14 protein-coding genes are annotated in these 15,008 nt (G+C 70.6%); 4 read left to right on the plus strand and 10 right to left on the minus strand.

The features are described from left to right. The 3 genes from QH270_RS27655 to QH270_RS27665 form a co-directional block, all read right to left on the minus strand. A partial coding sequence (locus QH270_RS27655) for a 2-keto-4-pentenoate hydratase (protein WP_432420440.1) occupies positions 1 to 363 on the minus strand: 363 nt, incomplete at its 3' end. Beyond that, a complete protein-coding gene (locus tag QH270_RS27660; RefSeq protein WP_280346984.1) occupies positions 357 to 1,856 on the minus strand; it encodes an MDR family MFS transporter in 1,500 nt (499 codons plus the stop codon). The genes QH270_RS27655 and QH270_RS27660, both read right to left, overlap by 7 nt. 14 nt (positions 1,857 to 1,870) lie before the next feature. Continuing rightward, the gene (locus QH270_RS27665; protein WP_280346985.1) at positions 1,871 to 2,926 is read right to left on the minus strand and encodes a ferredoxin--NADP reductase; all 1,056 of its coding nucleotides are present in this window, start codon (positions 2,924 to 2,926) and stop codon (positions 1,871 to 1,873) included. Positions 2,927 to 3,116: 190 nt separating this feature from the next. On the opposite strand from QH270_RS27665, the gene QH270_RS27670 reads away from it, so the two are divergent. The 3 genes from QH270_RS27670 (at position 3,117) to QH270_RS27680 (ending at position 5,096) form a co-directional block, all read left to right on the plus strand. Beyond that, the gene (locus QH270_RS27670; RefSeq protein ID WP_280346986.1) at positions 3,117 to 3,914 is read left to right on the plus strand and encodes a mycofactocin-coupled SDR family oxidoreductase; all 798 of its coding nucleotides are present in this window, start codon (positions 3,117 to 3,119) and stop codon (positions 3,912 to 3,914) included. A gap of 1 nt (position 3,915) precedes the next feature. Next, entirely contained in the window at positions 3,916 to 4,743 is an 828-nt protein-coding gene (locus QH270_RS27675) for a mycofactocin-coupled SDR family oxidoreductase (protein ID WP_280346987.1), read from the plus strand. A 128-nt stretch (positions 4,744 to 4,871) separates the two neighbouring features. After that, positions 4,872 to 5,096 (plus strand): hypothetical protein, encoded by a 225-nt coding sequence (locus tag QH270_RS27680; RefSeq protein ID WP_280346988.1) that lies wholly within the window; start codon positions 4,872 to 4,874, stop codon positions 5,094 to 5,096. A gap of 16 nt (positions 5,097 to 5,112) precedes the next feature. Here the strand turns inward: QH270_RS27680 and helR are convergent, their stop codons facing one another. The 7 genes from helR to QH270_RS27715 all read right to left on the minus strand — a co-directional run bounded on the left by helR (position 5,113) and on the right by QH270_RS27715 (position 13,054). Further along, entirely contained in the window at positions 5,113 to 7,293 is a 2,181-nt protein-coding gene (helR, locus tag QH270_RS27685) for an RNA polymerase recycling motor ATPase HelR (RefSeq protein ID WP_280346989.1), read from the minus strand. A 153-nt stretch (positions 7,294 to 7,446) separates the two neighbouring features. Next, positions 7,447 to 8,307 (minus strand): alpha/beta fold hydrolase, encoded by an 861-nt coding sequence (locus QH270_RS27690; RefSeq protein ID WP_280346990.1) that lies wholly within the window; start codon positions 8,305 to 8,307, stop codon positions 7,447 to 7,449. Beyond that, a complete protein-coding gene (locus QH270_RS27695) occupies positions 8,304 to 9,095 on the minus strand; it encodes an SDR family NAD(P)-dependent oxidoreductase (protein ID WP_280346991.1) in 792 nt (263 codons plus the stop codon). The genes QH270_RS27690 and QH270_RS27695 overlap by 4 nt, the downstream gene beginning before the upstream one ends. Before the next feature lie 20 nt (positions 9,096 to 9,115). Next, positions 9,116 to 9,373 carry a hypothetical protein gene (locus tag QH270_RS27700; protein ID WP_110040719.1) on the minus strand — a complete coding sequence of 86 codons (258 nt, stop codon included), beginning with the start codon at positions 9,371 to 9,373 and terminating at the stop codon, positions 9,116 to 9,118. Positions 9,374 to 9,381: 8 nt separating this feature from the next. Further along, the gene (locus QH270_RS27705) at positions 9,382 to 11,043 is read right to left on the minus strand and encodes an FAD-binding protein (protein WP_280346992.1); all 1,662 of its coding nucleotides are present in this window, start codon (positions 11,041 to 11,043) and stop codon (positions 9,382 to 9,384) included. A gap of 11 nt (positions 11,044 to 11,054) precedes the next feature. Next, a complete protein-coding gene (locus tag QH270_RS27710) occupies positions 11,055 to 11,426 on the minus strand; it encodes a nuclear transport factor 2 family protein (protein ID WP_280346993.1) in 372 nt (123 codons plus the stop codon). 92 nt (positions 11,427 to 11,518) lie between these two features. Further along, the gene (locus QH270_RS27715) at positions 11,519 to 13,054 is read right to left on the minus strand and encodes an FAD-binding protein (RefSeq protein ID WP_280346995.1); all 1,536 of its coding nucleotides are present in this window, start codon (positions 13,052 to 13,054) and stop codon (positions 11,519 to 11,521) included. 198 nt (positions 13,055 to 13,252) lie between these two features. Between QH270_RS27715 and QH270_RS27720 the strand changes: the two genes are divergently transcribed. Further along, positions 13,253 to 14,884: a flavin-containing monooxygenase gene (locus QH270_RS27720; RefSeq protein WP_280346994.1), complete on the plus strand. Its 1,632-nt coding sequence runs from the start codon at positions 13,253 to 13,255 to the stop codon at positions 14,882 to 14,884. The last annotated feature ends 124 nt before the right edge of the window (positions 14,885 to 15,008 follow it).

The raw sequence follows: 15,008 nt of genomic DNA on the forward strand, positions 1-15,008 counted from the left end.
ATCCTGCCCGGGCAGGTCCGCGCCGAGGACGAACCCGACCTCGACCTCCACCCGCGGCAACAGGTATTTCGAGGTGTCGACGGGGACGTCTTCGAAGACTTCCATCTCGGCGAGCAGGTGACCGTAGTCGGGCTCGTCCACACCCATCATCTGCTGCATCGCCTTCGACGACAGACCCACCTTGTGCCCGACCACCCTGGCACCGGCCTTCAGCCGACGCTGGATGTTGAGCAGCTGGATCTCATACGCGTCGACCACATCGATCCCCGGATACCGGTCGACGAGCGGGGACACCGCCACCCGATCCCGCTCCGCCCGCGCCAAATCGGCGGCGACCTCGGCGCGCACACTGGCTGTCAGCATCCTGAATTCCTCTTCTCCTCTGATGTGCTCATCCCATGCTCGCTGTCGAGTGGGGTGGACAGGTCGGGGTCTCCCGCTGGATGGGCCGGAAATCGAGACCGGCCGGGAATCGTGGCGCACACCACGACCAGCACGACAGTCATCGCCGCGATGCTCACGAACACGAGATGCACGGCGGCGGAGAGATTCTCCGGCGACGGCGCTCCCGCACCGTCGAGACGGGCGTTGACGAGCGCGCCGAACACCGCCAAACCCACGGCGCTGCCCAGCGACCGCGCGAACATGTTGGCCGAGGTGACGACACCGCGTTCGGTCCACGACGCGCTCGTCTGGGCCGCGATCAAGGTCGGCGTGGCCACCAGACCCATGCCGGCGCCCACCACGAAACACGAGGCCGCGACCTGCCACAGCGGCGAACCCTCGTCCAGCAGCAGGGTCGTCGCCGTACCGAGCGCCGCCACACCGCTGCCGAGGACGGCGCAGGTGCGGAACCCGAAGCGCAGGTACACCTTTCCCGCCTGCGCGGCACTCAGTGGCCAGCCGAGGGTGAGCGCGCCGGTGACGACGCCCGCCACCAGCGCGCTGGTTCCGAGCACGCCCTGATTGAACATCGGCACATATGTCGTGAACCCGAACAGCAGCGCGCCACCGAGCATCGAGGCGACACTGCCGGCGACCACCACCCGCCGGGTGAACAACCACAGCGGCAGGATCGGCCGCGCCGCCCGCGCCTCGACCACCACGAAGAGCGCGAGCGACACGGCGGCACAGGCGAACACGCCCAGACCCGTCGGCGACCCCCAGGCCCACGCGTGGCCGCCTTCCAGCAGCCCCAGCACCAGCGCGCCCGCCCCGAGCGTCAACAGCACCGCGCCCGCGTAGTCGACGCGATGCCGCCGCCGCGGCACCGATTCGTGGAAGTGGCGCACCAGCATCCACCCGGCCAGGGCCGCGACGGGCAGGTTGACCAGGAAGATCCAGCGCCAGCCCAGGTAGTCGGCGAAGACACCGCCGAGCAGCGGTCCGGTCACCGAGGCCACCGCCCACACCCCGGCCAGGTAACCCTGCACGGTGGCCCGTTCGGACAGCGTGTAGAGATCACCCGCGATGACCATGGTGGTCGGCTGGATGGCACCCGCCCCGATGCCCTGGATCGCGCGGAACACGATCAGGGCGAGCATGCTGGTGGCCAGCCCGCACAGCAGCGACCCGAGCGCGAACACCACGACACCGAACAGCATCACCGGCTTGCGGCCGAACGTGTCGGCCAGCGCGCCGTAGATCGGCACCGTCACGGCCTGTCCGAGCAGATAGATCGTGAACAGCCACGGGAACATCGCGAAATCGCCCAGGCTGTCGGTGATCGAGAGCACGGCGGTCGCCAGGATCGTCGAATCGAGGGCGACCAGGGCGGTGGCGAGCATGAGCGAGGCCAGCACGGGTCCGCGTTCGGAGCCGAAGCCGACCTCGGCGCGCACGGTATCGGTTGCCACAGCACACCTTCCGGTCAGAAGCGGATGCGGACGCTGTCGGTGCGCGGGCGGGCCTGGCAGGCGAGGGTGTATCCGGCGTCGATGTCGTCCTGGTCGAGGACCCCGGTGCTGGTCATGGTGACCTCGCCGTCGAGCACGGTGCAGGCGCACGACCCGCACTCGCCCTCGCGGCACGAATAGGGCACGTCGAGACCGTCGGAGAGCATCACGTCGACCAGGGTGCGCGAGCGCGGCCAGCGCAGGGCGTGCACCTCGCCGTCGAGCTCCACCTCGACCTCGGCGGCGTCGGCGGCGTCGGCCGGGTCGAGGGGTTCGGGGTCGGCGAACGGGTCACCGGTCAGCGACACGAACACCTCGGTGGTGATGCGCTCGCGCGACCAGCCCGCACCGGCCAGCGCCTCGGTCACCGCGGCCATGAACGGGGCCGGACCGCAGACGAACGACTCGTATGACGCGTACGGCGCGGCGAACCCGGTCAGCCGTGCGGCGGACGGCAGGCCCTGCAGGGACTCGAGCCAGTGCGTCACCTGCAGCCGGTCCGGGTACTGGTCCGCGAGTTCGCGCAGCGCCTCGGCGAAGATCACTGAATCGGGCCCGCGGTTGGCGTAGAACAGCACCACCCGCCCGGTGCCGCCGGCCAGGGCCGAGCGCAGGATCGACATGACCGGCGTGATGCCGCTGCCACCCGCCCACAGCAGGAGATCGGTGTCGAGCGAGGCCGGGGTGAAGGTGCCGAGCGGGGGCAGCACGTCGATGGTGTCACCGGCGGTGATGTTGTCGCACAACCAGTTCGAGCCGTAGCCCTCGGGTGTGCGCTTGATCGTCACCCGCGGCGGCTCACCCGTCAGCGGGGAACTCGCCAGCGAATAGCAGCGCGCCACCGGGCCGGTGCGGTCACTCGGGATGCGCAGCGTGAGGAACTGGCCGGGCTGGTAGGCGAAACGGTCGGCGGCGTCGGCGGGGATGTCGAAAACCAGCGAACGGGCGTCCGCGGTCTCCTCGATCACCGCCGCCACGCGCAGCGTCACCACCCGCGAGCCACGCGAGGCCTCGGCGGTCGCACTCGTCACTGGTGTCCTCCTCCGTCACAGAACCGGTGTCCGGGCCACCGTCGCAGGATGGGGGTTGCCGTGGCGGGGCCGATCCCGGTGGACGGGAGACGGTCGCGGACTGCCCGCTGACCGGGATGACGGGGTCGGACCGGACCGGCGACGCCCCTAGCGTCGGCCCCGTGGACACTCGAACCTCCGGGGGCGCCCGATGAACCGCATGCAGAACACAGTCGCCCTGGTGACCGGTGCCGCCGGGGGCATGGGCCGCGCCCACTGCCGCAGGCTGGCCGAGGAAGGCGCCGACATCATCGCCGTCGACATCGAGGCCGCCGCCGCGGGTCTGGCGGAAACGGCCGCCGAGGTCGAGCCGCTGGGCAGGCAGTGCGTGACCGCGACAGCCGACGTGCGTGACCAGGCCGCGCTGGACGTCGCCGTCGCCGACGGCGTCGCCGCGCTCGGCCGCCTCGACGTCATCGTGGCCAACGCGGGCGTCTACCGCGACCACGCCCTGTCCTGGGAGATGCCCGACGAGGACTGGCAGCTCACGATCGACATCAATCTCACCGGCGTGTGGCACACCGTGCGCGCCGCGGTGCCCGCCCTCTCCGACGGCGGCTCGGTGGTGATCGTCAGCTCCATCAACGGCATCCTCGGCGCGGCGAACTCGGCGCACTACGCCACGAGCAAACACGCCGTGGTCGGCCTGGCCAGGACCCTGACCAACGAACTCGGACCGCGCGGCATCCGGGTGAACACCGTGCACCCCGGCTCGGTGGCGACGCCGATGATCCTCAACGACGCCGTCTACGCCAAGCTCCGCCCCGATCTGCCGCACCCGACCCAGGAGGACGCGGCCGAAGTGCTCGCCCGCCGCACCGTGCTGCCGGTGCCGTGGGTGGACCCGGTCGACGTGAGCAACGCCGTGCTCTTCCTCGCATCCGACGAATCCCGTTACGTGACGGGAACCCAGGTCGTCGTCGATGCCGGACTTACTCAGAAGGTGTGACATGGGACGGGTATCGAACAAGGTCGCGCTGGTCACCGGCGCGGCCCGCGGCATCGGCCGCGCGCAGGCGATCCGCCTGGCCGAAGAGGGCGCCGACATCATCGCCGTCGACGTGTGCGGCCCCGTCGAGACCGTGGTCTCGCCCGGCGCGACCCCCGCGGACCTCGACGAGACCGTGCGCGCGGTCGAGGCCACCGGCAGGCGGATCGTGCCCGCCGTCGTCGACGTCCGTGACGGCGCGGCACTGCGCACCGCCGTCGACGCCGGCGTCGCCGAGCTCGGTGGACTCGACATCGTCTGCGCGACAGCGGGAATCAGCAACAGCGGCGCCGCGCTGGAACTGACGGAACAGCAGTGGCAGACGATGATCGATGTCAACCTGACCGGCGTGTGGCAGACCTGCAAGGCCTCGGCGCCGCACCTGATCAGCCGGGGCGGCGGCGCGATGATCCTCACCAGCTCCATCGCGGGACTGCGCGGACTGGTCGGCGTCGCCCACTACACCGCGGCCAAGCACGGTGTCGTCGGATTGATGCGCTCGCTCGCCAAGGAGCTGGCGCCGCACCACGTCCGGGTGAACTCGGTCCATCCCACCAACGTGGACACCCCGATGATCCAGAACGACATGGTGCGCAAGGTGTTCCGGCCCGACCTCGAGCACCCCACCCGCGAGGAATTCGCCGAGGCGGCCGTGACGATGAACATGCTGCCGATCCCGTGGGTGGAACCGGTCGACATCGCCAACGCCACCCTGTTCCTCGGCTCCGACGAGGGCCGCTACATCACCGCCGTCACCCTGCCCATCGACGCGGGCTCGACCCAGCGCTAGGGCGTGTCACACGGGCGCACCCCGACCCCGGTCTACGCTGGACCGGGGTCGGTGGACGTCGAGCACCGGCACGGTTCGCTTCGGGAGTGTCGTTCGTACGAGAAGCCCACAGGGCGGAACGGAGCACGATGAACACCCGCAACACGGCTCACGGGCGCATCAGCGCCATATTCGGCGCAATCGCTGTCGCGCTGGGCTGTAGCGCCCTCGGCGCCCCGACCGCCCTCGCGCAGGACTGCCAGCCCTCCACCGACACCTACTCCGTCGAAGAGCCCGGCACCGTGCCGCCCGGCGAGACGAATACCGGCGAGGGGCCCGCCGAGGATCACCGTCAGGTCGAGAACCCCTGCTGATACGCCGCGCGCCGAGTCACCGTGTCGTGAGGGGCGCGACGAGCCCGGAAAGGGCGGGCGGCAGCGGCGCGTGATGCACGACACCAAGGCGCTGGGTGGCGCGGGTGAGTGCGACGTAGAGTTCCGCCGCGCCGCGCGGGCCGTCGGCGAGGATCCGGTCCGGCTCGACGACGAGGACCGCGTCGTATTCGAGCCCCTTGGTATCCGACGCGGGCACCGTTCCCGGGATCCCCTGCGGTCCGATCACGATGCTGGTGCCGGGGCGGTCGGCCTCGCTCCGTGTGAACTCCTCGATCGCTTCGGCGAATTCGTCGTCACCGACCCGCCGCGCCCAGGGTTCGACGCCGCACGCGCGGACCGACTCCGGCGGCCGGACATCGGGTGCGAACTCGGCCAGCACCCCGGCGGCCACGGCCATGATCTCGGCGGGCGTGCGGTAGTTCACGGTCAGCGCGCGGTAGGCCCAGCGGCCCGGCACATACCGGTCCATCACCGCCGCCCACGAGGTCGCGCCCGCGGGGGAGCGGCGCTGGGCCAGATCGCCCACCACGGTGAAGGACTTGCCGGGACACCGGCGCATCAGCACGCGCCAGTCCATCTCCGAGAGTTCCTGGGCCTCGTCGACCACCACGTGGCGGTAGGTCCATTCCCGGTCCGCCGCGGCGCGTTCGGCGAGTTCCCTGGTGTCGCGCTCGAGGAAGCGTTCGGCCAGGTCCTCGCCGAAGAGCATGTCCTGGGCGAAGAGGTGGTCCTCGTCGTCCATGTGGTCCTCGCGGCTGACCATGGTGTCCTCGAGCACCTTGGCGGCGTAGGCCGCCTCGGCCCTGCGCTCGCGCTCGGCGGTGTGGTCGACCGGCTCGTGTGGTCCGAGCAGCTCGGCGAGTTCGTCGAGCAACGGGACATCCGACACCGTCCAGGCGTCGCCGTCGGCGCGGTACAGCGAGTCGTCGGCGCCGGCGGCGCGCAGCCGCTCCCGCGACGAATACAGCCGTGCCAGCAGCGTTTCCGGGGTCAGGATCGGCCAGAGGTCGTCCAGCGCCGCGGTGAAGGCGGTGTTCTCGGCGAGCTCGGCGACCAGATCGTCGCGCAACTGCTCCCACGCCTCCCGGTCGTCTCTGCTGAGCCAGCCCTTGCCGATGCGGCCGATGGCGCGCTCGGTGAGGACATAGGTGACGATCTCGCGGAACACCGCGCGCGCCTCGTTGTGTGGTTTCCCGCCGGCCCGCGCCTCCTCGATCGCCCACTGCGCGGTCTCGGCGTCGATCCGCACGGTGACATCGGCGAGCTCGATCGGCACCGGATCCACCGGTAGCCGCTGCCGGTCGGCGACCGCGGCCGCGAGCACGTCGAGGATTCGCAACGAGCCCTTGTGGCGAGCCGCCGCGGGGGTGTCCTCGGCGGTCACATGCAGCCCCGGCATCAGGTCACCGGCGGTCGTGAACACCACGTTGGTCTCACCCAGTGACGGCAGCACGTGCGAGATGTGGTGCAGGAAGGCGGGATTGGGGCCGACGACCAGCACGCCCTGGCGTTCCATCCGGGCCCGCTGGGTGTAGAGCAGATACGCCACCCGGTGCAGCGCCACCACGGTCTTCCCGGTGCCGGGTCCACCCTCGATCACGAGGACGCCGGGATGGTCGAGGCGGATGATCTCGTCCTGTTCGGCCTGGATGGTCGCGACGATGTCGCGCATCCCCTCGCCGCGAGGCGCGTTCACCGCGGCGAGCAACGCCGCGTCGCCCTGTGCCGCGTCGTCGGGCCTGCCGAGGACCTCGTCGGTGAAGCCGGTCACCTGCCGCCCGCGCGTGTGGAACTGGCGGCGCCTGCGCATGTCCTCCGGCGAGGCGCCGGTCGCCACATAGAACGCGCGCGCGGCGGGCGCGCGCCAGTCGAGCAGCAACGGCTCGAACTCGTCGGCCTCGTCGAACAGGCCGATGCGGCCGATATAGCTGGTTTCCCCCGAGAGCGCGTCGAGCCGGCCGAAACACAGCCCGTTGTCGGCCACGTCCATCCGCTTGGCCTCCTTGGCCAGCGCGCGGACCTCGAAATCCCGTTCCATCGCCGAGACACCCTTGCCGCGCAAGGCCGCCTCATAGCGCCCGCGCACCCGCGCGCGCTCGGCGTCGAGGCGCGCGTAGAGGCCGGCCACGTACTGCTGCTCGGACCCCAGCTCGTCCTGATATCCCTGAGTTGACACATGCCCTCACTTTCCCGGTTCGTCCATCCCGGCGGAGCGCGACGATCACACCCGTTTCCGCAGCTCATGGGCTACGGCGGACGATTATGCGGCACGAAGGGGGCCTTGCGGCAAGGCCCCCTGTGCGCTATATGTTGGAAAGGGCGGAGAGTGTCACTCCTTGCGCGTCAGGAACGCCAGCACCGCCGACTCGAATTCGTCCTTGCGCTCGATCATCGCCCAGTGCCCGCAGTTCGGGAACACGTGCAGCTCCGCGCGCGGGATCGTGCGCATCGGGATCAGCGCCATGTCGAGCGGGCTCACCCTGTCGTCGCGGCCCCAGGTGATCAGCGTCGGCGCCTGCACCTTGTGCAGCATGGCCCACGGCGGCGGCGCGTCGGAGGCCTCCATCGCCTTGACCATCATCGCGAAGGCGGCCTTGCTGTACATGCGGCGGGCGCTGTCGAGGGTCGCCGGATCGGTGGCCTGGGTCCAGCGCTCCTCGATCAGGTCCTCGGTGACCATCGCCGGGTCGAACACCATCGAGTGCAGCCACTGGATCAGTCGCTCGCGGCTGGGCTCCTCGGTGAACTCCTGCAGCAGCTTGATGCCCTCACCGGGGCCGGGGCTGAACAGATTGCGGCCGATCCCACCGATGGTGACCAGCTTGCCCACGCGCTCCGGATGGGCGATCGCGTAGTTGAGCGCGACACCGCCGCCCATCGAATTGCCGATGATGTCGACCCGGTCCAGGCCCAGCGCGTCGACGAACCGGGTGACGGCGTCGAGCGCGGTCACCATCGGATGGCCGCCGAAGTCGTCACTCACCCCGAATCCGGGGAATTCCAGGACGAGGCAACGGAATCGGTCGGCGAAACTCGCCAGATTGCCGCGGAAGTTGCGCCATCCGGTGACGCCGGGACCCGACCCGTGCAGCAGCAACAGCGGCGGACCGTCGCCTGCCTCGTGATAGCGCAGCACGCCCGCGTCGGTGCGGATCTCGCGCAGCGTGGCCTCGTAGCTCAGCTCGGTCATGCGTGGGTGCCCCCGTCGATGCGGATCTCGGTGCCGGTGATGAACGCGCCGTCCTCGGAGACGAGCATGGCGATGACGCCCGCGACCGCGGTCGGATCGCCCATGCCCGCGCCACCGGACTCACGGTCGGTCGGCAGCACCGGCGACAGCTTGCCGAACAGCGCCCAGTCGGCATCGGCGGGCACGTAACCCGGGGTGGCGTCGGTGATCCCGGACTTGATGCTGCCCGGTGCGACACACACCGCGCGCAGGCCCTTGCCGCCGTATTCGAGGGCGATGGCGTGGGTGAAGGACTGGATGCCGCCCTTGCTCGCCGCGTAGGCCGCCATGTACGGATGCGCGAACGCCGCCGAGGTGGAGCTGAAGTTCACGACGGTGGCACGCGGGGTGGCCAGCAGCGCGGGCAGCGCCTCCCGGACCACCAGGAAGGTGCCGGTGAGGTTCACCCGGATGATGGTGTCCCACAGGTCGAGCGAGGTCTGCTCGGTGTGCGAGGCGCGCAGGATGCCCGCCGCGTTCACCAGCGAGTCCAGCCCGCCGAGGGTGTCGACGGCCGAGCGCACACCCGCGACCACCGACTGCTCGTCGCCGATGTCGATGGTGAGGGTGGTGAGGCGGTCGGCGGTGCCGCGCTCGGTGGCCTGGGCCCGCGTGGCGGCCAGGCCGTCGGCCGAGACGTCGGCGGCGACCACGCGGGCGCCCTCGTCCAGCAGCCGCAGCGCGGTGGCCTGGCCGATGCCGGAGGCGGCGCCGGTCACCAGCGTGCGGTGGTTGTCGAGTCGGTTCATGAATCTCTCCTGGAGGTGGGTCAGCCGAGCTGTCCGGGGACCGGCTCGTGCCGCAGCTGATCGGTGGCCAAGGTGCCCGCGCGCACGGCGTCCTCGATGGAATCGCGCAGGGCGGAGCAGGTGGGGATCCAGCTGCTCGGCTCGCCCAGGGCCGCGCGGCGCGCGAACTCCGGGCACGCCGACTCGGCGTCGTCGAGCCACTGGACGCTGGTGTGGCTGGGGCTGAATTTCTCGGCGAGGACCTTGTTACCGCAGGTCGCGCACTGGACGGGTTGCATGGCGCACCTCACTGTTCGCCCGCGGCGTGCCGGGCGCCGAGGTAGCCGAACACCATCGCGGGGCCGATGGTGGCGCCGGCGCCCGCGTAGTCGTTGCCCATCACCGCGGCCGAGGTGTTGCCCGCGGCGTAGAGGCCGGGGATCACCGAGCCGTCGGCGCGCAGGACCTGGGCGTCGGCGTTGTAGACCAGGCCGCCCTTGGTGCCGAGGTCGCCGATGCGCACGCGCAGCGCGTAGTACGGGCCCTTGTCGATCTCGTCGAGCGCGGGGGTCGACAGCGTCGGGTCACCGTAGTAGTTGTCGTAGGCGCTGACGCCGCGGCCGAAGTCGGCGTCGTGTCCGTCGCGGGCGAAACCGTTGAAGCGGGCGACGGTGTCGCGCAACGACTCCGGCGGGACGCCGATCGCGGCAGCCAGGCCCTCGACGTCGTCGGCGACCTGGACCAGCCCGCTGCTGAGCCAGGTGCCGGGGAACTTCTGGCCGGGGAGGATGCCGCCGATGGGGTAGCGGCTCTTGGCCTTCGCGTCGAAGAGCAGCCAGGCCGGATCGTGGCTGCCCGCCAGCTGGGCGTGCACGAACGTGACATACGGCGACGCCTCGTTGGTGAAGCGCTTGCCGGTGCTGTCGACGATGATCGACCGGGGGATCGAGCGCTCCGAGACCAGCACCTGGTTGATCCCCTCGGGCCGCTGGAACGACGGCATCCACCACGCGTCGTCCATGAGATCGACCGCGGCGCCGATCTTCTCGCCCGCGACGATGCCGTCACCGGTGTTCTCGGGCGAGGCGGCACTGAAGTTGTCGCGCCCGCCCTCGGGCAGGTACTGCTTGCGCATCGCCTGGTTGTACTCGAAGCCGCCGGTGGCCAGCAGCACACCGTGACGTGCCCTGATCCGGAACTCGCGGCCCTCGCGTTCGGCGAGGACACCGAGCACCGCGCCGGACTCGTCGGTGATGAGCGAGCGTAGCGGCGTGTCGAGCCACAGCGGCACCCCGGCATCGCGCAGGGCCAGCCGCAGCCGCGCGATCAGCGCCCGGCCGAGGGTGTCCATGTGCCTGCGCAGCACGATCGCCTTGACGGCCCGCAACCCGGTGAGCAGCGCCGTCCAGCGGGCCTTCCACGTGCGGGTCACCATGTTGAGCTGCACGAAGTCCTTGGACGTGATGAACAGCCCCGGCGGCGTCGCCAGCGCGGCGGGTCGCAGCAGGTGCTCGTCGGGGCCCAGTTCCTTCAGATTCACCGGCAGCGGCTCGATGGAGCGGCCCGCAGGACGCCCGCCCGGTGCCTCCGGGTGGTAGTCGGAATAGCCTGTGCACCACTGGAATCGCAGGTGGGGGCTCGTCTCGAGGAACTCGAGCATGCGCGGTCCCGCGTCGATGAACGCGTCGAGGTTGGCCGATGGCACCCGGTCACCGACGACGGCGTCGAGGTAGGCGCGCACGTCGGCACGGGCATCGCCGAGTCCCTCGCGCAGCAGCGTCGGATTGTTCGGCACCCAGATCCCGCCGCCGGAGAGGGCGGTGCTGCCGCCGAACACCGAGGCCTTCTCGATGACGAGGGTGTCCAGGCCGCGGTCGGCGGCGGCGAGCGCACCGGTCAACCCGCCGGCGCCGGAGCCGACGACGAGGAAACCGACTTCATGATCCCAATGGTGTTCGGTAGCAGTCATTCTCGCCTCGCTCAGCCGATGACCATGTCGTCCTGCGACCAGAACGCGCGCATGCTGGTGATGCGGGCGTCCTCGTCGAAGGTCATGACATCGATCGGGTCCAGGGTGAAGGTCTGGTCACCGAACTTGGTGACCACGCGGAAGCTGAACGCCGCGCTGTCGCCGGCCACGCGCAGGCTGAACAGCTCTGTCGAGCGTTCCATCGGCTCGATGGCCTCGTAGAACTTCCGGATCGCCGCGACGCCGACATGCGGCTCGCTGCCGACCGGGTCCTCCACCGTGGCGTCGTCGCGGTAGAGGGCGACGATATCGGCGGCCGTACCGCTGCCGACGGCCTCCACGTATTTCCGGACCGTCGCGCGAATGTCGTCGGCTGAAGCCATCGTGTTGCTCCTGAGATGTCGAAAGGTTGGTCTGTGAACCGTGCCACATCGGGTGGCCCGGCCGGGTGCTGCCTCCCGGCCAGCGGGAAGGGTCATCCCTCCAGAATGTGGCGCACGGCGAGGTGGCTGAACAGCATGGACGCGCCGATCGGGTTGCCGCCGCCGGGGTAGACGGTGCCGCTCACCGCGGCCATGGTGTTGCCCGCCGCGTAGAGGCCGGGGATCGGCGCGCCGTCGCGGCCGAGGACCCTGGCCGCGGCGTCGGTGCGCAGGCCGCCCTTGGTGCCCAGATCGGAGATCCCGAACGCGGCCGCGTGGTAGGGGCCCTTGTCGATCGCCACCAGCGGCGGCTCACCGTTGGAGAAGGCGCGATCGTAGGCCTCGTCGCCGCGCCCGAAATCGGGGTCGACGCCGGTGGGCACCATCGCGTTGAACCGTTCGACGGTGGCCTCGAGCGCGGCCGCGGGCACGCCGATCTTCGCGGCGAGTTCGGCGAGGGTGTCGGCGGTGTGCCACAGGCCCGCCGCGACGTACTTCTCGGTCTCGACCATGGAGACGTTGGTGGCCTTGATCGGCGGCACCTCGCCCTCCTTGTCGTCGTAGATCATCCAGAACGGCAGGCCGAGCCCGCGCTCGTCCATCTGCCGGATGATGTCGCGGCCGAGCCGGTCGTAGGGCGCCGACTCGTTGACGAACCGCTTGCCCTCCTGGTCGACGAAGATGCCGCCGGTGAACCACAGCGCGAACGCCGAGCGGCCGTCCGGATGGGTCAGGCCCGGCGACCACCACGCCTGGTCCATCAGATCGGTGTCGGCGCCCGCCGCGATGCCCGCCTGATGCGCCAGGCCCTGATTTCCCCAGGGCCCCATGGTGTCCCTGGCCGCGCCGGGCACACCGTAGTGCGCGCGCAGTTCGTCGTTCTGCTCGAAGCCGCCCGCGGCCAGCACCACCCCGCGGCGGGCGCGGATCGCGACCCTGGCGCCGTCGCGTTCGACGATCGCGCCGGTCACCGCGCCGTCCTCGACGACCAGTTCCACCAGCGGCGAGTTCAGGTGCAGCTGGACGTGCGGGTAGGTCGACAGCGCGCGCAGCATCCGCCCGATCAGCGCCTGGCCGCCGATGAGCAGCTCGGGCAGGGGCGCGCCGAGCCGATCGGTGTCGAGCGGGCCGCGCAGCGATTCGCGCAGTGGGCCCAGCTCGGCGGCGGGCAGCGGGGTCGGCATGATGTGGCGCTGCCCGTCGAGCCTGGCCTTGGGTGCCTTACCGAAGTAGTCCGGCCACGGCAGCATCTCGAACGCGAAATGATCGTCGGCTTCGAGGTATTCGATGAGGTCGCGCCCGCGCGTCACATAGGTGCGCTGCAGGTCCTCCGGCGTGCGGTCACCCACGACGGCCCGGTAGTAGGTGAGCGCGTCCTCGAGCGTGTCGTCGGTGCCCGCCCGTTCCAGCACGGGGTTGCACGGGAACCACACCCCGCCGCCGCCCGAATACGCTGTCGTCCCGCCGAACTTGTCGGTCGCCTCGACCACCGCCACGCTCAGTCCTTCGCGCGCGGCCGTGTAGGCCCCGGCCAGGCCACCGCCTGAGCCCGCGACCAGTACATCCACTTCGTCGTTCCAGTTCACCACTGTCTCCTCCCGGTGCCACCGCACATCGCCGACGACGGTAGGGCCGGACCGGGCCGACGTGATCCGGATCATCCCGATCACCGGGAGGACATCGACGCGGCGAATGTGCCGGTCAGCGGGAAGGGGCCCTGCGCCGCGGGCACGCGCGTCTTTAGCGTCGGCCGCAGAGAAACCGGTCTCCAGCGAAAGGCAGACACTGTGAACCCCGAGACCCCATCGGCACCAGCGAACGATCCGGCCGACGTCGACGTGGTCGTCGTCGGCGCGGGCATCGCCGGACTGTATGCCCTGCACCGCTTCCGCCGCGGCGGGCTCACGGTGCGGGTGTTCGAGGCAGGCGCAGGCGTGGGCGGCGTCTGGTACTGGAACCGCTACCCGGGCGCGCGCTGCGACGTCGAGAGCGTCGACTACTCGTACTCCTTCGACGACGCGCTGCAGCAGGAATGGGACTGGAGCGAGAAATACGCCACCCAACCCGAGATCCTGTCCTATCTCGAACACGTCGCCGACCGCTACGACCTGCGCCGCGACATCGAATTCCAGACCAGGGTCACCGATATCGTGCTCGACGAGCAGACCCTGCGCTGGCGGGTCGGCACCGACACCGGCCGCGCGGTCTCGGCGCGCTTCGTGGTGTTGGCGACCGGGCCGCTGTCGAACGCGAACACCCCGGACATCGCGGGCCTCGACACCTTCGCGGGCCGGATCCTGCACACCTCGCACTGGCCGCACGACGGCGTCGACCTCGCCGGGCAGCGGGTCGGCGTGATCGGCACCGGCTCCTCGGGCATCCAGACCATCCCGTGCCTGGCCGAGCAGGCCGAGCGGCTCACGGTGTTCCAGCGCACCGCCAATTACAGTGTGCCCGCGGGCAATACGCCGCTGACAGCGGAGGACCGGCGGGCGCAGAAGGCCGGCTACCCCGAGCGCAGGCGGCTGTCGATGCTCAGCGGCGGCGGTTCGCCGCACCAGGCGCATCCGGAGTCGGCGCTGGCGGTCGACGAGCAGGAGCGCCGCGACGCCTACGAGAAGCGCTGGGCGCTGGGGGGTGTGCTGTTCAGCAAGACCTTCCCCGACCAGCTGACCGACCTCGCCGCCAACGACACGGCCCGGCAGTTCTGGGAGGAGAAGGTGCGGGCGGTCATCGACGATCCCCGCGTCGCCGACGTGCTGGTCCCGCGCGACCATCCCATCGGCACCAAGCGCATCTGCACGGACACGAACTACTACCAGACCTACAACCGCGACAATGTCGAGCTCGTCGACCTGCGCGCGACCCCCATCAGCCGCATCGACGCCGACGGCGTGCACACCACCGGCACCCACTACCCGATCGACACCCTGGTGCTGGCCACCGGCTTCGACGCGATGACCGGATCGGTCGCGAAGATGAACATCGTCGGGCGCGGCGGCGAGACCCTCAACGAGGCGTGGCGCGAGGGACCGAAAACCTATCTGGGACTGGGCATGACCGGCTTCCCCAATCTGTTCAACCTGACCGGACCCGGCAGCCCGTCGGTGCTGGCGAACATGGTGCTGCACTCGGAACTGCACGTCGACTGGGTGGCCGAGGCCATCGAGTTCCTCGACGGCCGGGGAGCGGTGGCGCTGGAGGCCCGGCCGGACGCGGTGGCCGACTGGGTGCGCGAATGCGCCGACCGGGCGGCGGGAACACTGATGATGTCGGCGAATTCCTGGTACCTGGGCGCCAACATCGAGGGCAGGCCGCGGGTGTTCATGCCGTTCGTCGGCGGCTTCGGGGTCTACGGCCAGATCATCGCCGAGGTCGCGGCCGCCGGATACAAGGGATTCGACGTCCTCGAGTCCTGAGGAAACGACGGCCGGGGGGGGGGGGGGGGCGCCCCCCCCCCCGGCGGGGGGGGGGGCGCGGCCCCCCCGGCGCCCCCCCCCGCGAAAAAAACGGGGGGCGCCCCCCCCCGCCCCGCGCGCCCGC

This window comes from Nocardia neocaledoniensis, from assembly GCF_029868625.1.
Classification (GTDB): domain Bacteria; phylum Actinomycetota; class Actinomycetes; order Mycobacteriales; family Mycobacteriaceae; genus Nocardia; species Nocardia neocaledoniensis_A.